Annotated in this window: 20 protein-coding genes; 3 read left to right on the top strand and 17 right to left on the bottom strand. The window is 73.7% G+C overall.

What is annotated here, in order from left to right:
• The 9 genes from TR48_RS43155 to TR48_RS12680 form a co-directional block, all read right to left on the bottom strand.
• Positions 1 to 479: hypothetical protein (locus TR48_RS43155; protein ID WP_042366212.1), on the bottom strand; the 479-nt coding region annotated here is incomplete at its 3' end.
• 138 nt (positions 480 to 617) lie between these two features.
• On the bottom strand, positions 618 to 1,535 hold the full coding sequence (locus TR48_RS46575) for a hypothetical protein (RefSeq protein ID WP_084729298.1): 918 nt from the start codon (positions 1,533 to 1,535) through the stop codon (positions 618 to 620).
• A gap of 104 nt (positions 1,536 to 1,639) precedes the next feature.
• A complete protein-coding gene (locus TR48_RS12710) occupies positions 1,640 to 2,422 on the bottom strand; it encodes a type III pantothenate kinase (protein WP_042366210.1) in 783 nt (260 codons plus the stop codon).
• Positions 2,423 to 2,451: 29 nt separating this feature from the next.
• Complete coding sequence (nadC, locus tag TR48_RS12705; protein WP_042366209.1) at positions 2,452 to 3,402, bottom strand: carboxylating nicotinate-nucleotide diphosphorylase; 951 nt, start codon at positions 3,400 to 3,402, stop codon at positions 2,452 to 2,454.
• A gap of 160 nt (positions 3,403 to 3,562) precedes the next feature.
• Entirely contained in the window at positions 3,563 to 5,224 is a 1,662-nt protein-coding gene (locus TR48_RS12700) for an L-aspartate oxidase (RefSeq protein ID WP_042366208.1), read from the bottom strand.
• Positions 5,221 to 5,667: an aspartate 1-decarboxylase gene (gene panD, locus TR48_RS12695; RefSeq protein WP_042366207.1), complete on the bottom strand. Its 447-nt coding sequence runs from the start codon at positions 5,665 to 5,667 to the stop codon at positions 5,221 to 5,223. The genes TR48_RS12700 and panD overlap by 4 nt, the downstream gene beginning before the upstream one ends.
• 54 nt (positions 5,668 to 5,721) lie before the next feature.
• Positions 5,722 to 6,579 carry a pantoate--beta-alanine ligase gene (gene panC, locus TR48_RS12690; RefSeq protein WP_042366206.1) on the bottom strand — a complete coding sequence of 286 codons (858 nt, stop codon included), beginning with the start codon at positions 6,577 to 6,579 and terminating at the stop codon, positions 5,722 to 5,724.
• Complete coding sequence (locus TR48_RS12685; protein WP_042366205.1) at positions 6,576 to 7,511, bottom strand: Rossmann-like and DUF2520 domain-containing protein; 936 nt, start codon at positions 7,509 to 7,511, stop codon at positions 6,576 to 6,578. Before TR48_RS12685 ends, panC begins: the two co-directional genes overlap by 4 nt.
• A gap of 239 nt (positions 7,512 to 7,750) precedes the next feature.
• Positions 7,751 to 8,422 carry a lysophospholipid acyltransferase family protein gene (locus TR48_RS12680; RefSeq protein WP_236652123.1) on the bottom strand — a complete coding sequence of 224 codons (672 nt, stop codon included), beginning with the start codon at positions 8,420 to 8,422 and terminating at the stop codon, positions 7,751 to 7,753.
• A gap of 137 nt (positions 8,423 to 8,559) precedes the next feature.
• Here TR48_RS12680 and TR48_RS12675 point away from each other — a divergent pair, with 137 nt between their 5' ends.
• Complete coding sequence (locus TR48_RS12675) at positions 8,560 to 9,714, top strand: threonine aldolase family protein (RefSeq protein ID WP_042366204.1); 1,155 nt, start codon at positions 8,560 to 8,562, stop codon at positions 9,712 to 9,714.
• Positions 9,715 to 9,757: 43 nt separating this feature from the next.
• Here TR48_RS12675 and TR48_RS12670 read toward each other — a convergent pair whose 3' ends face one another.
• Positions 9,758 to 10,435, bottom strand: coding sequence for a response regulator (locus TR48_RS12670; RefSeq protein WP_042366203.1), 678 nt, complete (start codon positions 10,433 to 10,435; stop codon positions 9,758 to 9,760).
• 42 nt (positions 10,436 to 10,477) lie between these two features.
• Entirely contained in the window at positions 10,478 to 11,653 is a 1,176-nt protein-coding gene (locus TR48_RS12665) for a sensor histidine kinase (protein ID WP_042366202.1), read from the bottom strand.
• A gap of 157 nt (positions 11,654 to 11,810) precedes the next feature.
• On the opposite strand from TR48_RS12665, the gene TR48_RS12660 reads away from it, so the two are divergent.
• The gene (locus TR48_RS12660) at positions 11,811 to 12,869 is read left to right on the top strand and encodes an SAM-dependent methyltransferase (protein ID WP_042366201.1); all 1,059 of its coding nucleotides are present in this window, start codon (positions 11,811 to 11,813) and stop codon (positions 12,867 to 12,869) included.
• Entirely contained in the window at positions 12,866 to 14,035 is a 1,170-nt protein-coding gene (locus TR48_RS12655) for an NADH-quinone oxidoreductase subunit D (RefSeq protein WP_042366200.1), read from the top strand. Before TR48_RS12660 ends, TR48_RS12655 begins: the two co-directional genes overlap by 4 nt.
• A gap of 24 nt (positions 14,036 to 14,059) precedes the next feature.
• Here the strand turns inward: TR48_RS12655 and TR48_RS12650 are convergent, their stop codons facing one another.
• From TR48_RS12650 to folP, 6 genes are all read right to left on the bottom strand, one after another.
• Positions 14,060 to 15,328 (bottom strand): hypothetical protein, encoded by a 1,269-nt coding sequence (locus TR48_RS12650; protein WP_152627939.1) that lies wholly within the window; start codon positions 15,326 to 15,328, stop codon positions 14,060 to 14,062.
• Positions 15,329 to 15,455: 127 nt separating this feature from the next.
• Entirely contained in the window at positions 15,456 to 15,947 is a 492-nt protein-coding gene (locus TR48_RS12645; protein ID WP_042366198.1) for a DUF3180 domain-containing protein, read from the bottom strand.
• Positions 15,948 to 16,048: 101 nt separating this feature from the next.
• On the bottom strand, positions 16,049 to 16,636 hold the full coding sequence (gene folK / locus TR48_RS12640) for a 2-amino-4-hydroxy-6-hydroxymethyldihydropteridine diphosphokinase (protein ID WP_042366197.1): 588 nt from the start codon (positions 16,634 to 16,636) through the stop codon (positions 16,049 to 16,051).
• Between the two features lie 5 nt (positions 16,637 to 16,641).
• Positions 16,642 to 17,004, bottom strand: coding sequence for a dihydroneopterin aldolase (folB, locus tag TR48_RS12635; protein WP_042366196.1), 363 nt, complete (start codon positions 17,002 to 17,004; stop codon positions 16,642 to 16,644).
• Positions 17,005 to 17,193: 189 nt separating this feature from the next.
• Positions 17,194 to 17,664, bottom strand: coding sequence for a nuclear transport factor 2 family protein (locus TR48_RS12630; protein WP_042366195.1), 471 nt, complete (start codon positions 17,662 to 17,664; stop codon positions 17,194 to 17,196).
• On the bottom strand, positions 17,661 to 18,527 hold the full coding sequence (folP, locus tag TR48_RS12625; RefSeq protein WP_236652122.1) for a dihydropteroate synthase: 867 nt from the start codon (positions 18,525 to 18,527) through the stop codon (positions 17,661 to 17,663). The genes TR48_RS12630 and folP overlap by 4 nt, the downstream gene beginning before the upstream one ends.
• Between the last annotated feature and the right edge of the window lie 33 nt (positions 18,528 to 18,560).

Here is an 18,560-nt window from a genome sequence, read left to right as displayed (position 1 = left end):
GTGACGGTCGGCGGCGCCTGCCTGTCGGCGGTCGCGTTGGTGGCCGTCACGGTGAAGCGCACGGTCCCCTTGGCGCCGACCGCCGCGCCGGCGGCCGAGCGCATGCCGACCTCCAGCTGAGCGATCGAGTCCACCGAGCCGAGAACGCACCGCTCGTGCAGCTTGACGGCGTCGGTGTAGCCGCAGCCCGTGGGCAGGGAGAGCTCGACGACCCCGGCCGCGCCGCTCGCGTCGACCGCGACGGTGACGCCGGTCAGCGGCCCGGTCTCGGCCATCACCACCACGCCGACCTGGTGGAAGCGCTGCGCCGCCGCGCCGTCGGTCTGCGGCAGCAGCGTCGCGTCGGCGGTGCTGACGATCGCGGCGAAGGTGCCGCCCCCGGCCGCCGTGGCGGGGAGGGCGGACAGACCGCCGGACATGAGGACGGCGGCGGCGACGGCTCCGAAACGGACCGCCCGTCGCGCGCGAGCGAAGGCCATCTGTGGTTCCCCGGTGAGAATGAGGTGCGAGTGGTGTGAATCGAGCAAGATCCAAGCACCTGGGGGAACACGTGGACCAGGGCGGTGGCCCGAACGTTATCTTCCGGATACCCACCGCCCTGCCTGAAACCGGATCAATCAGCCTGTACCGGTGGCGAGCTCCTCGTCCTCGCCGCCGGGCCGGCGGACGCCCCGCGGGAAGATGTCCCCCGGCGTGGGGATCGGCCGGACCGGGCGGTCCCCCGCGGGCTTCGGCTTCGGCTTGCCCTGCGCCGCGGACGGAGCCGGGGCGGGGTGCTCGTTGCTGCTGCTCATGTCGCTCGTTCCTCCACGTCGGATGGGCAGGGGATACGACTCGGCGCGGCCGAGCTCGACCGAGCCCGGCTCGCGCAGCCTGGACGGGCGGTTCGCGCGGGCGAAGTCCGCCACCTTCCCGCCGATCGACACGCTCGCGATCCGCGGCGGCCGCGGGATCTCCCCCACGGTCGGGGCGGGGCGCGGCGGGACCAGCGCGACCACCGTCGGAGCGACGGCGGGCGCGGGGGCGGACTGGGGCACCCCCGGCCGAAGGGCGGGAGAGGGCAGCGGAACGGTCGGCAGGTCGAGCCGGCGGCCCGCGCCCGACTCCGCCAGCTCGGCGCAGCGCCTGCGCAGCTGGGTGCGGCGGCTGTGTTCGGCCTGGGCGCAGGGCAGGGCGTTCAGCGCGCGCAGCGCGGACAGGTCGTCGGCGTCCGGCAGGTAGCCGTCCGTGACGGCCTCCTCCAGGCGCTGCAGGTACCCCGTCGCGCTGCCCGGCAGGGCGGCCCGGTAGCGGACCAGCTCGGCGAGGGCGAAAGCGCGCATCCGGCCGCCCTCGAGCACCGCCTCCTCGATCGCCTCGGACAGCCGGAGCATGTCCTGGACGTCCTCGACCCAGGTGGCACGAGCGGCCGACCCGGCAGGTCTGCTGTCCACGGCGGCTGGAGGGTTGAGCACGTGGGCCAGGGCCCGCCGAAGGACCCGGAGCTCGTCCGCGCTGAAGGCCATGCCGCCGCGCGAACCGTGAGGCGTAGGCATGGGACGACTGTACGTAACGAAAAGGGAAAATCGGATGAACCCGCCGTATGTCGGCGGGTCTTCCGGAAAACTGACAGTCGTTCGGCCCAGCGGCCCGGCTCAGATCACGCTGTGTTGCGCTCGTAGACGAGGCGCAGTCCGATCAGCGTCAGCCACGGCTCGTGGACGTCGATGCTGGTCGCCTCGCCCAGCACCAGCGGCGCCAGGCCGCCCGTCGCGATCACCTGCACGTCGTCCGGGTTCGTCGCCAGCTCGGCCGCCATGCGGTTGACGATGCCGTCCACCTGTCCCGCGAAGCCGAAGAGCACGCCGGACTGCATCGCCTCGACCGTGTTCTTGCCGATCACGCTGCGCGGCCTGGCCACCTCGATCTTCCGCAGCATCGCGCCGCGCACCCCCAGCGCCTCGACCGAGATCTCGATGCCCGGCGCGATCGCGCCGCCGACGAAGTCGCCGCGCTCGTTGATCGCGTCGAAGCTCGTCGCGGTGCCGAAGTCGACGACGATGCACGGACCGCCGTAGAGGTGCTTGGCCGCCAGCGTGTTGACGATCCGGTCGGTGCCGACCTCCTTGGGGTTGTCGGTCAGCACGTGCACGCCGGTCTTGACGCCCGGCTCGACCAGGACGGCGGGCACGTCTCCGTAATAACGCCGGGTCACCTCGCGCAGCTCGTGCAGGACGGTGGGGACGGTGCAGCAGATCGCCAGCCCGTCCACACCCTCGTTCTTCAGCACCGGGTGGGCGCCCATGAGCCCCTGCATCAGCACCGCGAGCTCGTCGGCGGTCCGGCGCGGATCCGTGGAGACGCGCCAGTGCTCGACGATCTCCTCGCCGTCGAAGATGCCGAGAACCGTCTGGGTGTTGCCGACGTCGATCGTGAGCAGCATGGGCGCACTTTCTCGTGGGGAGGGGGTGACTATCCGCGCAGGTCGAGGCCGATGTCAAGAATCGGCGAGGAGTGCGTCAGAGCGCCGACGGCGAGGTAGTCGACGCCGGTCTCGCCCACCGCGCGGGCAGTGTCGAGGGTCAGCCCGCCGGACGACTCGAGCCTCGCCCGACCCGCGACGAGCGCGACGGCCTCGCGCAGCTCGTCGACGCTGAAGTTGTCGAGCAGGATCAGGTCCGCACCGGCCTCCAGCACGGGCGGGATCTGCTCGAGCGTGTCCACCTCGACCTCGACCGGCAGGTCCGGGTAGGCCGCGCGGACGGCCTTGAACGCCTCGGCGACGCCGCCCGCGGCGACCACGTGGTTGTCCTTGACCAGCGCGGCGTCCGACAGCGCCATGCGGTGGTTCGCCCCGCCGCCGCAGCGCACGGCGTACTTCTGCAGCGCGCGCAGGCCCGGCGTGGTCTTGCGGGTGTCGCGGACGACGGCCTTCGTGCCCTCGAGCGCGTCGGCCCAGGCGCGGGTCGCGGTCGCGATGCCGGACATGTGGCACAGCAGGTTGAGCGCGGAGCGCTCGGCCGTGAGCAGGTCGCGGGTGCGGGTGGTGACGCTCAGCAGCACCGTGCCGGCCTCGACCCGCGCGCCGTCCTCGACGTGCCGCTCGACGGTGAACTCCTCCTCGGCGACGAGCGAGAGCACTGCCTCCGCGACGCGCAGACCGGCGACGACGCCCGCCTGCCGGGCGACGAAGTCGGCCGTGGCGACGGCGTCGGCCGGCACGGTGGCGACGGACGTGACGTCCTCCCCACCGGCGAGGTCCTCGGCGAGGGCCATCGTCGCGATGTCCTCCACCTCGACCGGGTCCAGCCCGGCGTCCTCCAGCAGGGCCGCGAGCGCGGGGTCGAGCGCGGTCTCGTACTCGCCGCACGCGCAGTCGTCGCCGCAGCCGTCTTCGATCAGGGGGAGGTCTTCGTGGGACACGACAGATCCTTTGTGTCAGAGGGGTGTTGCACTACTGAGGGGCGCGGGGCCCCGCTTGTTGAATGCGTGCGCGAGAGACCACCCGGGGCGGATGGCCCTGCGCGTTCGGCCTGCCCGGTGCGTGGGTGGCTTGTCGCGCAGTCCTCGCGCCCCTGACGGTTCATCCGACCTGCAGACGTCCTTCGTCCAGGGTGGTGATCAGGTGCTTCTGCCAGTTCTCGTCGTCGCGATCCGGCGCGTCCTCGCGCCAGTGGCAGCCGCGCGTCTCCTCCCGGAGCAGCGCCGCCGCCGTCAGCGCGGAGGCGACGAGGTGGAGGTTGGTCGCCTCCCAGGTCTCCACCTGCGGGAACTCGGACTTGTCGGGCTCCGGCTCCGCGAGAGCGGCCAAGCCCTCGACCGCCGCGGCCATGCTGTCCGCCGAGCGCAGCACGCCGACGCCCCGCGTCATGACCCGCTGGATCTCCGCGCGCGCCTCGGCGGCGAGCAGCGGGACAACCTCGACCGGGCGCGTCGTGTCCTCGTGACGCGGCGCCAGCTTGCCGAGGCGGTCGCGCTCGATGATGTCCGCCGCGATCCGCTCCGCGAAGACCAGGCCCTCCAGCAGCGAGTTGGACGCCAGCCGGTTCGCGCCGTGGACGCCGGTGCACGCGGCCTCGCCGCAGGCGTACAGGCCCGAGACGGAGGTGTGGCCGCGCAGGTCGGTCCGCACGCCGCCCGAGGCGTAGTGCGCGGCAGGGGCGACCGGGATCAGCTCGGTGACCGGGTCGATGCCGTGGGAGCGGCAGGAGGCGAGGATGGTGGGGAAGCGCTCCTCCCACATCGCCGCGCCGAAGCGGCGGCCGTCGAGGTACATGTGCTCCGCGCCGGTCTCCTGCATGCGCCGCATGATGCCCTTGGCCACGATGTCGCGCGGGGCGAGCTCCGCGAGCTCGTGCTGTCCGACCATGAACCGGACGCCGTCGGCGTCGACCAAATGCGCGCCCTCGCCGCGGACCGCCTCGGAGATCAGCGGCTGCTGGCCCTCCGCGTCCGGGCCGAGCCACAGCACCGTCGGGTGGAACTGCACGAACTCCAGGTCCGCGACCTCCGCCCCGGCGCGCAGCGCCAGGGCCACGCCGTCGCCGGTCGAGACGGCCGGGTTGGTGGTGGCGGAGAAGACCTGGCCGAGACCGCCCGTCGCGAGGACGACGGCCCGCGCGTGCACCGCGCCGACGCCGTCGCGCTGGCCCTCGCCCATGACGTGCAGGGTCAGGCCGGCCGTGCGGCCCTTCGCGTCCGTCAGCAGGTCCAGCACCAGGGCGTGCTCGATCAGTTCGAGGTCGTCGTCGGTGCGGACGGCCTCGACCAGGGCGCGCGATATCTCCGCGCCCGTCGCGTCGCCGCCCGCGTGCGCGATGCGGCGTCGGTGGTGGCCGCCCTCGCGGGTGAGCAGGATCTCGCCCTCGTCGTCGCGGTCGAAGGTCGCGCCGGTGGCGATGAGGCGGCGGACCGCGCCGGGGCCCTCGGTGACCAGCATGCGCACCGCCTCCTCGTCGCACAGGCCCGCGCCCGCGACGAGGGTGTCCGACAGGTGCTGCTCAGGAGTGTCGCCCTCGCCGAGCGCGGCGGCGATACCGCCCTGCGCCCAGCGGGTCGAGCCGTCGTCGAGCATCGCTTTGGTGACGACCAGCACGCGCAGGCCGGCCTCGCGCACCCGCAGGGCCGTGGTGAGCCCCGCGACGCCGGAGCCGACGACGACCACGTCGGTCGTCTTCGTCCAGCCCGGCGCGGGGGCGGCGAGTCTGCGCACTGAGGGGCTTGGCGCTGAGGCGGTGCTGCTCATTCGTGACTCCGTACAGCGAAGGCGGGTGCCGCGACGATCGCGTCGCCCCGCGTCAGGCCGCTGCCCTCTGGGGCAGCGGCGGCGTCCGCGCCGGTGTGGGTGATCCGGTTCTCGCGGTCGACGAAGACGATACGCGGCTCGTACGCGCGGGCCTCGGTGTCCTCCATCTGACCGTATGCGATGAGGATGACCAGGTCACCGGGGTGGACCAGACGAGCCGCCGCACCGTTGACGCCGATCACGCCGGTGCCGCGCTCCCCGGCGATGGTGTAGGTCTCCAGGCGCGCGCCGTTGTCGATGTCGACGATGTGGACCAGCTCGCCGGGGAGCAGGTCGGCGGCGTCGAGCAGGTCCTCGTCCACGGTGACCGAGCCGACGTAGTGCAGGTCGGCCTGGGTGACGGTGGCGCGGTGGATCTTGGACTTGAGCATCGTGCGGATCATGGCGTGGTCACGTCTCCTGTGGGGAAGTACATGCCGGGGCTCGGACGGCGGGCGTCAGAACCGGAAGCGGACGTTGTCGATGAGGCGGGTGGCCCCCACCCTGGCGGCGACGGCCAGAACCGCCTCGCCGGTGAAGTCCTCCCGGTCGATCTCGGTGAAGTCGGACGGGTCGATCAGGCCGAGGTAGTCGAGAGCGATGGTGCTTCCCACCCCCTCGAGAACGCCTGAGGCCGCCTTCTTCACCGCCGACGGGGCCGCGCCGGCCGCGCGGGCGTCCCGCCCGGCGAACAGCGCGCGGGAGAGCGCGAGCGCGCGCTCCCGCTCCTCGACGGAGAGGAAGCGGTTGCGGCTGGACAGCGCCAGCCCGTCCGCCTCGCGGACGGTCGGCACGCCCGCGATCTCCACCGGGAAGTTCAGGTCGGCGACCATGCGCCGGATCAGCGCCAACTGCTGGCCGTCCTTCTCGCCGAAGAAGGCCACGTCCGGCGCGGTGAGGTGGAGCAGCTTGGCGACGACGGTCAGCATCCCGTCGAAGTGGCCGGGACGCGAGGCGCCCTCGTAGCCGCGGCCCATCGGCCCGGCGGACAGCCGCACCTGCGGCTCCCCGCCGGGGTAGACCTCGTCGACGCCCGGGGCGAAGACCACGTCGGCGCCCGCCTCGCTGGCCAGCATCAGGTCGGCGTCGAGGGTGCGCGGGTAGCGGTCCAGGTCCTCGCCCGCGCCGAACTGGAGCGGGTTGACGAAGACGGTGACGACGACCGTGCCCTCGGCCCCGGCGCGCTCGCGCGCGGCGCGGACCAGGGCCGCGTGGCCCTCGTGCAGCGCGCCCATCGTCATCACGACGGCGTGCGGGCCTGTCGCGCAGCCGCGCTGGGCTTCGAGCTCGCGCTTGGTGTGCACCAGGACGGTCATCGGTTGTTCTCCTCGGCGAGGGCGTCCAGCAGGGCCTCGGCGGCCTCGGGCTTCAGCGTTCCGCCCGCCAGCGCCCGGTCGGCGGTGGCCCGGGCCATGGCCCGGTAGGCCTCCAGCAACTGCGGCGTGGTGCCGCGCAGCTGCTCGATGTGGGTGCGGACGGTGCCCGCGTCGCCCCGGGCGACCGGCCCGGTCAAAGCGAGGTCCCCCGCCCGCAGCGTGTTGTCGAGCGCCGCGCCCAGCAGCGGGCCCAGCATCCGGCCGGGCTCGGCGACACCGGCCAGTGCCAGCAGCTCCATCGCCTGCGCGACCAGGGTGACCAGGTGGTTCGAGCCGTGGGCGAGAGCCGTGTGGTAGAGCGGGCGGCGCTCCTCGGGGATCCACTCGGGCTCGCCGCCCATCTCCACGACCAGCGCCTCCGCGACCGGGCGCAGCTCCTCGGGAGCGGTCACCCCGAAGGGGCAGCCCGCGAGCCGGGCGACGTCGACGGCGGTGCCGGTGAAGGTCATCGCCGGGTGCAGGGCGAGCGGCAGCGCGCCGGCCCTGGTGGCCGGCTCCAGCACGGAGACGCCCTTGGCACCGGAGGTGTGCACGAGGATCTGGCCGGGGCGGACCGCGCCGGTCGCGGCGAGGCCGGCGACGAGGTCCTCGAGCGCGTCGTCCGGGACGGTCAGCAGCACGAGGTCGGCGGCGGCCATCACCTGCGGCGGGGTGACCAGTCGCACCCCCGGCAGCAGCGTGCTCGCCCGGCGCTGGGACGCGAGGGAGACGCCGGAGGCGGCGACGACCTTGTGGCCGGCGTACTGCAGCGCCGCGCCCAGGGCCGGGCCGACGCGCCCGGTGCCGACGACGCCTACGGCGAGTCGCCCGGGCCGGTTGTCGGGCGCGGTGGGGTCGGGATCGCCGAAGGCGGGCAGCCCGAGGTCGTCCATGGTGCGGTTTCCGTTCCAGTCCTCAGCGGGTACCAGACGTTCCCGGCCAGTTTACGGCCCGCACGGGCGCAGGTGCTGTGGCGCCAGCCACTGTCGGGCGCGCGGGGCTCTGCTGATCTGCGGCTCCGCCGGCTCCGCCGCGTGGGCGCGAGCATCCACCGACGTGCGGATGGACCCGGCGCGTTCGGGCTCTACCCGGGTGCGTGGCTTGTCGCCACTGCCGCGCGCCCCCGAGGGGCCTACTCGTCCGCCTTCTGGTGCTCGTTGTAGACCCCGGCGAGGGGCTGCGCCGACATGGCGTGGATCGCCTCCATGATCTCGTCCGTGATCGCGCGGCGGACCGGGCCGACCGGGGTGATCCCGATGCGGTCGGAGAAGTCCAGCGGCTTGCCGAACTGCACGGTGATCCGCCGCAGCCGCGGCATCAGCTTGCCGACCGGCTGGATCCGCTCCGTGCCCGTCAGGGCGACCGGGACGACCGGCGCGCCGGAGGCCAGCGCGAGCCAGGCGACGCCCGTGCGGCCCTTGTACAACCGGCCGTCGCGCGAGCGCGTGCCCTCCGGGTAGATGCCGAACGCGCCGCCCTCCTGGAGCACCGCGAGGCCCGCGTCCAGCGCGGCCTGCGCCGCGCGGTGGGTGCCGCGTTCGACCGGGATGGAGCCCATGGAGGAGAAGAAGACCTTGTTGGCCCTGCCCTTCACGCCCGTGCCGGTGAAGTACTCGGCCTTCGCCAGGAACGCCACGGGGCGCGGCGCGACCAGCGGGATGACCGCGCTGTCGATCGCGGCGAGGTGGTTGCTGGCGATGATGACGGGCCCGGTCCTCGGGATGTTCTCGCGGCCGATCACGACCGGGCGGTAGACCGCCCGCGTCATCGGGGACAGCACCAGCTGGGCGAGGGCTTGGGACAAGGTGACTGCTCCTGAACAGATCAAGCCGTGGACGAGACGAGGGGAGAGTGACGGGCGTTGCGGATGCTACGTCATGTCGCCCGGTCGGGGAGCGCACGTCCGGCGACGTACGGGCTCGGGTCTGGGAGGCTGACGTCATGGCAAACGAACACTCCACCGCGTCCGTGCCCCCGTCGGCCGCGCCCCCCGTGGACGGCGCCGAGCGCCGCTTCGCGGCGGCGCACGGGGCGGAGCGGCTGCTGTCCGGCGTGCGCCCGCTCACCCCGGGCGAGTGGCTCGCGGAGCTGTCCGGGGACGCGGGCCGGGCCGCGTACGACCTCGACGGGCGGACGGACCTCTACGGCGACGGCATCGTCGCCGCGCTGGAGGACCGCGTCGCCGAGCTGCTGGGCATGGAGGCGGCGGCGTACTTCCCGACCGGGACGATGGCGCAGCAAGTCGCGCTGCGCTGCTGGGCCGAGCGGACCGGGAACCAGCTCGTCGCGATGCACCCGCTCGCGCACCCGGAGCTGCACGAGCGCCACGCCTACGCCCAGCTGACGGGCCTGCGCAGCGTCTGGCCGACGCGTGAGCCGCGGCTGCCGAACGCGGAGGAGGTGGCCGACTGCGACGAGCCCTTCGGCACCCTGATGCTGGAGCTGCCGCTGCGCGACGCCGGCTTCGTGCTGCCGAGCTGGGAGGAGCTGACGGCCACCGTCGACGCGGCCCGCGAGCGCGACGCCGTCGTGCACTTCGACGGCGCGCGGCTGTGGGAGACGACGCCTCACTTCGGGCACACGCTGGCGGAGATCGCGGAGCTGGCGGACTCCGTCTACGTCTCCTTCTACAAGACCCTCGGCGGTGTCAGCGGCGCCGCGCTCGCCGGGCCGGAGGAGTTCGTCGCGCAGGCGAGGGCGTGGCGGCATCGCTACGGCGGCCAGTTGTACCAGCAGTGGCCGGCCGTGCTCTCCGCCCTGGTCGGGCTGGACCGGGAGCTGCCCCGCCTGCCCGCCTACGTCGCGCACGCCAAGGTCGTGGCGAAGGCGCTGGCCGCGGTGCCGGGCAGCCGGGTCAACCCCGGCGTGCCGCAGACGCACCAGTTCCAGTACCTGCTCCCCTACGCCGTCGACGCGCTGAACGAGACGACGCTGCGTCAGGCCGAGGAGACCGGGCAGGCGTTGTTCCGCGGCTGGCGGGCGACGGCGGTGCCGGGCGTGTCCTTCACCGAGATCACCGTCGCCGGTCCGGCGCTGGAGTGGACCCCGCAGGAGATCGAGGACGCGCTCGGGCAGTTCCTGAAGATGCTCCGCTAGCCCGGGCCGGGTCAAACCAGGGCGGACCCGGCCGAGCCGGGGCTCAGCGCGCGGCGCGGACCAGGCCGGTCTCGTAGGCGAGGACCACGGCCTGGACGCGGTCGCGCAGGTCCAGCTTGGTGAGGATGCGGCCGACGTGCGTCTTGACCGTGGCCTCGGACAGGCCGAGGCGCTCGGCGATCTCGCCGTTGGACAGACCCTGCGCGACCAGCAGCAGCACCTCGCGCTCGCGTTCGGTCAGCCGCTCCAGCTCCGGGGTCAGCTTGGGCTCGGCCGCGGCGGGCAGCACGGTGGTGAAGCGGTCGATCATGCGGCGGGTCGTCGTCGGCGCGACGACGGCCTCGCCGCTGTCGACCGCGCGGATCGCGGCGACCAGCTCGACCGGCGGGACGTCCTTGAGCAGGAAGCCGCTCGCACCCGCCTTCAGCGCGGAGAAGGCGTACTCGTCCAGGTCGAAGGTGGTCAGGATGAGCACCTTCGGCCGCGAGGCGAGGTCGGTCGCCGGGTCGCAGATGCGGCGGGTGGCCTCGACGCCGTCGAGGCGGGGCATCCGGACGTCCATGAGGACCACGTCGACCTCGACGGCGGAGAGGACCTCCAGCGCCTGGGCGCCGTCGCCGGCCTCGGCGACGATCTCGATGTCGGGCTGGGACTGCAGCACCATGCGGAAGCCGGTGCGCAGCAGCTCCTGGTCGTCGACGAGCATGATCCGGACGGTCACGCGGCTCTCCCTCTCGTTCTGGGCGGTGTTCTGGGCGATGCGTCAGCGGGCGGAGCCGAGCGGCAGCACGGCCTCGATGCGGAAGCCGCCGCCGGCGCGCGGGCCTGCGTCCAGGCTGCCGCCGACCATGCCGACGCGCTCGCGCATCCCGATCAGACCATGCCCGAAGCCGTCCTCGCCGCCGGCGTGGACGAGCTCGGCGCTGGCGCCGCGGCCGTCGTCCTCGATGAGCATGGCGAGGTCGCTGTCCTGGAAGCGGATCCGCACGGTGGCGCTGGCCGCCGGGCCGCCGTGCTTGCGAGCGTTGGTGAGCGCCTCCTGGACGATGCGATAGGCCGTCAGCTCCACGCCGCGCGGCAGCGGGCGGGGCTCCCCCTCGACGGTGAAGGCCACTGGCAGGCCCGCGCTGCGGACCTGCTCCAGCAGGTCGGGCAGCTGCTCGACGCCGGGCTGGGGCACGTACTCCCCGGTGGACTCCTCGCTGCGCAGCAGGCCGAGCAGGCGGCGCATCTCGGCCAGCGCCTGGCGGCCGGTGGCGGCGATGGTGCCGAGCGCCTCCTTGGCCTGCTCCGGGGAGGCGTCCATGACGTAGGAGGCGCCGTCGGCCTGGACGATCATCACCGAGACGTTGTGGGCCACGACGTCGTGCAGCTCGCGGGCGATGCGGGCGCGCTCGGCCGCGACCGCGACCTTGGACTGGGCGTCGCGCTCGCGCTCCAGCCGGGCGGCGCGGTCCTCCAGCTCCAGGTAGTAGGCACGGCGGATGCTGGTGAACCGGCCGAGCAGCCAGGCCAGCACGAACGGCGTGGAGGCGACCAGCGAGAAGACGACGTCCTGGGGCCGGTTCAGCGAGGTGTCGCCGAACGCGATGAACGCCAGCGGCCCGGAGACGAAGCCGAGCGCGAGCGCGGCCCGCGCGGTCCACGGCTTGCCGAAGGCGGCGGCGCCGTAGCCGATGACGAGCAGCGCCAGGTCGGAGGCGTGGATGTTGTGGCCGTAGGCGAGCTGGACGAAGGCAACGGCGGCCGCCGCCCACAGCGCGAAGTTCGGGTGCCGCCGCCGGATCGCCACGAGGGTGCAGAGCGCGAGCGCGAGCAGCACCTGCCCCAGGCTGCCCTGGGAGATCGCCTCGGGCATCGACAGCAGGAACAGCAGCACGGCCCACAAGGTGTCGGACACCATCGGGTGGCTGCGGAACCAGCTGTAGAGGAATTGCACGCTTCCAGGTTAGGCAGCGCGCAAAGCCCCGCCCTCCGTCGCCGGGGTGACTCGGGCATCCTCCGGAAGTCGGAGTTGGTTGCCGGCGGCAATCGTTCTTGCGGCGATCACGGCCCCGACTGGAGCGGGGGCCGGCCCCGCTGGGAGGCTGGAGCGCATGAACCATCTGCCCTGGCGCGCGGCCATGGAGCGGGCCCTGTACGGCCCGCAGGGGTTCTTCGTGCGCGAAGACTCCGGGCCCGCCACGCACTTCCGCACCTCCGTGCACGCCTCGCCGCTCTTCGCCGGGGCGGTGCTGCGGTTGACCCGGTGGGTGGACGAGGCGCTGGACCGTCCGGAGCAGTTGACCGTCTGCGACGTCGGCGCGGGGCGCGGCGAGTTGCTGCTCGCGCTCGGCGCGCAGGCCCGCGCGGTCGACCCCGCCCTGGCGGACCGGCTGCGGCTGGTCGCCGTGGAACGGGCCGCGCGCCCGGAGGGGCTGCCCGCCTGGATCGCCTGGACGGACCGGATCGAGGCCGTCCCTGCGGGGCTGCTCTTCGCCAACGAGTGGCTGGACAACGTCCCCTGCGAGATCGCCGAGACCGACGACGACGGCGTCCCGCGGTACGTGCTGGTCGATCCGGCGACGGGAGCGGAGCGGCTGGGCGAGCCGCTGGACGCGCCGGACGCCGCCTGGCTGCGGGAGTGGTTCCCCGGCGCACTGACCGAGCCGGCCGAGCGCGCGGAGCTCGGGCGGGAGCGGGACCGGGCCTGGGCGGAGGCGGTCGGGGCCGTCGGGCGCGGCCTCGCGGTCGCCGTCGACTACGCGCACACCCGCGCGGACCGGCCCCCCTTCGGCACGCTGACCGGCTACCGGGTCGGCCGCCAGGTCGAACCCGCCCCGGACGGCTCCTGTGACCTGACCGCCCATGTCGCGCTCGACGCCTGCCTCGACGCGGCGACGCGCGCGAACCCGCGCGTCACCCACAGCCTGTGGACGACGCAGCGCGCCGCGCTGCACGCGCTGGGCGTGAACGGCGCGCGGCCCCCGCTCGCACTTGCGTCGAGCGACCCAGCCGGGTATGTCCGGGCGCTGGCCTCCGCCGGGGAGGCCGCCGAGCTGACCGCGACCGGGGGCCTCGGCTCCTTCCTCTGGGGCGCGCAGACGGTGGACATCCAGGCCGCGGACAGCGACGACGCCGGGCCCCTCGGGGGATGGCAGACTCTGGTGTCATGACGGAGACGACAGTCGGCATCGGCGCAGGCGCGGCCCTGGCGGGCAGCGGCACGGAGCTGGGGACCAGCGACATGGTGCTGAACATCGGCCCGCAGCACCCCAGCACCCACGGCGTGCTCCGGCTGCGACTGCGCCTCGACGGCGAGCGCATCGGCGAGGCCGAGCCGATCATCGGCTACATGCACCGCGGCGCGGAGAAGCTCTTCGAGGCGCGCGACTACCGCCAGATCATCATGCTGGCCAACCGGCACGACTGGCTCTCCGCCTTCGCCAACGAGCTGGGCGTGGTGCTGGCCGTCGAACGCATGCTCGGCATGGAGGTCCCCGTCCGCGCCACCTGGACGCGGACGCTGCTGGCCGAGCTGAACCGGGTGCTGAACCACCTGATGTTCCTCGGCTCCTACCCCCTGGAGCTGGGCGGGATCACCCCGATCTTCCACGCCTTCGACGAGCGCGAGCGCCTCCAGTCGGTGCTGGAGGAGGCCTCCGGCGGCCGCATGCACTACATGTTCAACCGCGTCGGCGGCCTCAAGGAGGACCTCCCGGCCGGCTGGTACGGCCGCGTGCGCGGCTCGGTGGCCGCGGTGCGGGCGCGGATGGACGTCTTCGACCGCCTGGTTCTCGGCAACGAGATCTTCCGCGCGCGGACGGCCGGGGTCGGTGTGCTCTCCCCCGAGCTGGTCCACGCCTACGGCGTGAGCGGCCCGATCGCCCGCGGCTCCGGCGTCGACTTCGACCTCCGCCGCGACGAGCCGTACCTCGCCTACGGGGAGCTGGCCGACGTCCTCCGGGTGCCGGTCCGCCAGACCGGCGACTGCCTGGCCCGCTTCGAGGTCCTGCTCGACCAGCTGCACAACAGCCTGGACCTCGCCGACGCCTGCCTGGACCGCATCGCGGAGCTGCCGCAGGGGCCCGTCAACCAGCGCCTCCCCAAGGTCCTCAAGGCCCCCGAGGGCGCGACCTACGCCTGGACGGAGAACCCGCTGGGCATCAACGGCTACTACCTGGTCTCCCGCGGCGACAAGACCCCCTGGCGCCTGAAGCTGCGCTCGGCGTCCTTCAACAACCTCCAGGTCCTCAGCGAGGTCCTGCCCGGCACGCTGGTCCCGGACATGGTGGCGATCCTGGGCTCGCTGTTCTTCGTCGTCGGAGACGTCGACAAGTAGCGAGCCCCGTCCGGGGCGCGCGCGTCACACCGCGCGGATGGCGCGGACGTCGATGGGCTCGGTCTCGTCCTCGGCCGTGAGGTCGACGATCGCGTGCTCGGTGCGCTCGTGGGCGTGCGTCGGGAGGACCGAGGGGGCCTCCGGCGCGGCGACGTAGCGGGCCTGCGCGGCAGCGGCCTCGTCGCCGATGACGTCGGCCGTGTCGTGGACGGCTGCAGCCTGGTCGGCTGGGGTCTGGTCGGCTGCGGTCTGGTCGGCTGCGGTCTGCTCGGCCGGGGTGCCGAGCTTGCTGCCGATCGCCGCCTCCTGGCGGGAGAAGAAGTTGAACGCGCCCTGCGGGGTGCCGCCCTGGCGCGGCAGCGCCGACTGCGGGGGGACCGCTGCGGCCGGCCGCAGCGGCGGGAGCGCGGCACGGGCCCAGGCCGGGGCCGAGGCCGCCGCCTCCGCGTTCTGCGGCTGGGCCGAGGGCTGCATGTAGGGGGCGACCAGCCCGCGCTCGCGCTGGGCGGGCGCCGCCGCTGATCCCTGGGACTTCTCCACGACGGCCGCGGCGGGCTTGCTCCTGGTGAAGAACGACCCGGACTCCGCGGCGTTCTGACCGGTGCTCGGCTTCGGTGAGACGGCCGGCTCCAGCTGCTCGGCGGGGCGCTCCTCCTTCGCCACGTCCTTCGCCGCGCTCTTCACCTCGGCGCTCGGCGCGGGCGGGACCGCGGCCGGGAGCGCGGGCTGACGCAGGGCCAGGGTACGGCTGGACTCGGACTGCTCGGCCTGGCGCTCCAGCCAGCGCAGCGCGTTCGCGGCCTTGAGGAAGGCGGCCGGGGTCGGCCGGGCGCCGCGCTTCGCGACCTCCAGGGCCTGGGCCGTCTCGGCGTCGCGCACGGCCTGCTCGGCGGCCATGCGGGCACGGTCGCGGAGCAGCTGCCCGTGGGCCGCCTCTGCGTGGGCGAGCTGGCTGCGCTGGGCGAGCACACGCCGCTCCAGGCGCTTGACCTGCTCCTCGGCGACCTCGGCCTGGTACTCGAGCTCGGCGACACGCTCCTCGAACCGGGCTTCGTCCCGGCCCCGTGCCGACCTCTCGGTGTCGAGATCGGCCTGGGCGGCGCTCTCCCGCTGCCGCAGCAGTACCGCGGCGGCGCACGCGCCGACGCAGACGGCGGCCACCAGGACACGCAGGATGCCGAGACTGCTGGTCAGCAGGGCGGCCGCGAAGGCGGCCGACGCCAGGACCATGCAGGCGATCGACGGGAGCGCCCGGCCGAGGCGCGAGGCTTGACGGTGGCGACCACGAGACATGGCCAGAAATCTAGCGTGATCGTCCGACTTATGTCAGGCGGGGGGCCAAAGACACTCTTGACAGGCCCCAGAAATTGCCGGACACGTTCAATCCGGCGTCCGAAAACCGACGTTGGGCGCGAGAGCCTCAGTGTCGCTGCGCCGCGTGCTCGCGGTTCTGGTCGTCGTCGTCCGGCAGTCGGCAGATGTGCTGCAGCCACAGCCCGGCCGCCATCACCGCGATGCCGGCGATGACGGCGAACAGCGCCGTCAGCGCCTGGCCCTGACGGGCCGGGGTGGAGCCGGAGAGGGTGATCAGGAAGACGCCCATGCCGCCGTAGACACCCGTCACCAGCGCCGCGACGAGCGCGCTGGCCTGGCCCAGCACCAGCGCCCGCGCGGCGAAGAGCGGGTCGACGCCCTTGGCCCCGGCCTCGCGTTCGCGCTGGGCGCGCAGCCGCCCGCGCAGCGTGATCGCCGCGGCGGCCAGCACCACCGCGATCACCGCGAGCACGATCGGCGCGGCGGCCGGCACTCCGGGCAGCGAACCGACCGCGTTCCACAGCCGGGCGCCCGCCCAGGACAGCACACCGGCGACGAGCGTGGTCACGACCAGCACGAGCGGTCGAAGCGGCTTCACAGCAGTCCCTCCAAGCAGGATCTGCTCCACCGTACCCGGACGGCGGCGGTGACCGGGTGTCAGCGCGTCACCCGCCCGGGGACGGCGGGAAGCAGCCGGGGTCAGCGCGGCAGGAGGAGGGTGAGGTCCTCGCGGCGGCGGACGCCCTCCTCACCGACGGCGGCGAGCAGCTCGCCGACCTTGCCGTGGCCGGGGAGCTCGGCGTCCGGGTCCGCGTCGTGCCAGGGCGCGAGCACGAAGCCGCGCTCGTGGGCGCGCGGGTGCGGCAGCACGAGGTCGGGGACGTCCTGCTCGACGCCCTCGTAGGCGACGATGTCGACGTCGAGCGTGCGCGGGCCCCAGCGAACCTCGCGGACGCGGCCGAAGGCGTCCTCGATGGCGTTGGCGCGTTCCAGCAGCGACTGCGGCGGGAGCGTGGTCTTCAGCACCAGCACCGCGTTGAGGTAGGCGGGCTGGTCCTCGGGGCCGCCGACGCCGTCCGTCTCGAAGACGGCGGAGACGGCCTTGACCCGGACGCCGGGGGTGTCCTCGAGCGCGTCGACGGCGCCCTGGAGAGTCTCCAGGCGGTTGCCGAGGTTGCTGCCGAGGGCGATCACCGCACGGCGAGGGTTGTGCAGGGTGGTGTCGGCCGAGTCGACGGTGTCCTTGATCTCGGACGGGACCGGCGTGGCGATGGGATCGGGAGACATGGGGCTCATCCGCGACTCCGAACGATAGTGATGGTGACGTCGTCGAACGGGACGGTGATCGGCGCGTCCGGCTTGTGCACGGTGACCTCCACCTCCCGCACGGCGGCGTGGGTGAGGCACTGGTCGGCGATGCGCTGTGCGAGCGTCTCGATGAGATCGACCGGATCGCCGGTGACGATGCCCACGACCTCCTCGGCGATGACGCCGTAGTGGGCCGTCGCCTCCAGGTCGTCCCCGGAGGCGGCAGGGCGCGTGTCCAGGCCGAGCACCACGTCGACCACGAACGTCTGCCCCAGCTCACGCTCGCGTGGGAAGACGCCGTGGTGACCGCGGGCGCGCAGGCCCTTGATCGCGATTCGGTCGAGCATGTTGCGAACACTCCCTGAGGTCCGGCTCTCCATCTGCGTACCGGTACGGCGCACCGGGGAGGACGCACGCGGGAGCGGCGCAGGCATCGTTGCCCACGAGCACCAAGCTACCTTGCAATACCGACAATCCCGCAGGGCACCCTTTTGATTCCCAGGCGCTCGGACCTTCACCGGATGTACCCGAAAAGATCACTCTTCCTCGTCGTCGCCGCCGGTCAGCACCGGCGAACCGTGGTGGGACCAGAGCCGCCAGCCGTCACCCGTCCGTCGGAACAGGTTCGTGGCGACGACCTTTCCCCCGACCAGGGGACCGAGCTGGCCCTCCTCCTCCGCCTCGCCGCCGGAGAGGATGTTCTCGGTGCAGGTGACGAGCGCCACGTCGCCGAGCACCTCGACCTCGACGTCGGTGAGGAAGAACTGGATGTAGTCCGTGTGCGCCATGATCAGCGCGTAGGAGCGAAGCACCGAGGCCCGGCCGCGCAGCACCGGCCAACCGGGGTGCACGCAGACCGCGCCGTGGACGTCGTCCGCGTCGGCGCCCGAGACCCAGACGTCCGTCAGCGCGTCCAGGTCCCCGGCCTCCAGGGCGGCGTAGAGGGCGTCGTTGGCCTCCCGGACCGCGGTGGCCTCGGCCTCGCTCCCGCGCGGGACGCCCGTCACCGCTGCTCCCTCGCGGCCCGCAGCGCCGCCTCGACGCGGACCGCGTCCGCGCTGGCCGCGACCTCGTGCACGCGCACCGCCCAGGCCCCGGCCGCGGCCGCCAGCGCGGAGACGGCGGCGGTCGCGGCGTCGCGCTCCCTGGCCGGACGCGGTTCGCCGGTGACGGCGTCGGCCAGCAGCGTGCCGAGGAAGCGCTTGCGCGAGGCGGCGACGAGCAGCGGGCACCCGAGCCGGCTCCAGGCGTCGAGGCGGGCCAGCAGCGCCCAGTCGTCCTCGCGCGTCTTGGCGAAGCCCAGCCCCGGGTCGACGATGAGCTGCTCCGGCCGGACGCCGGCGGCCAGCACGGCCTCGGTCTGCGCCTCGACCTCGGCCACGACCTCGCGGACCACGTCCTCGTAGCGGGCCAGCGCGTCCATCTCCGTCGACTGGCCCCGCCAGTGCATCACCACGAAGGGGACGCCGGTCTCGGCCGCGACCTTGACCATGTTCGCGTCGGCCCGGCCGCCGCTCACGTCGTTGATCACCCCGGCCCCGGCGGCGACGGCCGCCTCGGCGACGGCGGCCCGCATGGTGTCGACGCTGACGGTCACCCCGGCGGCAGCGAGCCCCGTCACGACGGGGACGACCCGGCGCAGCTCCTCCTCCTCGGTGACCCGCTTGGCCCCGGGCCGGGTGGACTCGCCGCCGACGTCGACCAGGTCGGCGCCCTGCCGCGTCAGCTCGACGCCGTGCGCGACCGCCTTGTCCGGATCGAGCCACAGGCCGCCGTCGGAGAAGGAGTCGGGTGTGACGTTGACGATGCCCATGACCCCGCAGCGGCCCCAATCGGCCAGTCCGGGAAGGTGTCGGTGCGGAGTCTCCATGGCTCGATTATCCCGCCGGGGCGCGGCCGGACC

It is taken from the genome of Streptacidiphilus neutrinimicus, assembly GCF_000787815.1.
Classification (GTDB): Bacteria; Actinomycetota; Actinomycetes; order Streptomycetales; family Streptomycetaceae; genus Streptacidiphilus; species Streptacidiphilus neutrinimicus.
Note: the sequence above shows the minus strand (reverse complement) of the source record. Positions and strands in the feature narration are given on the sequence as shown.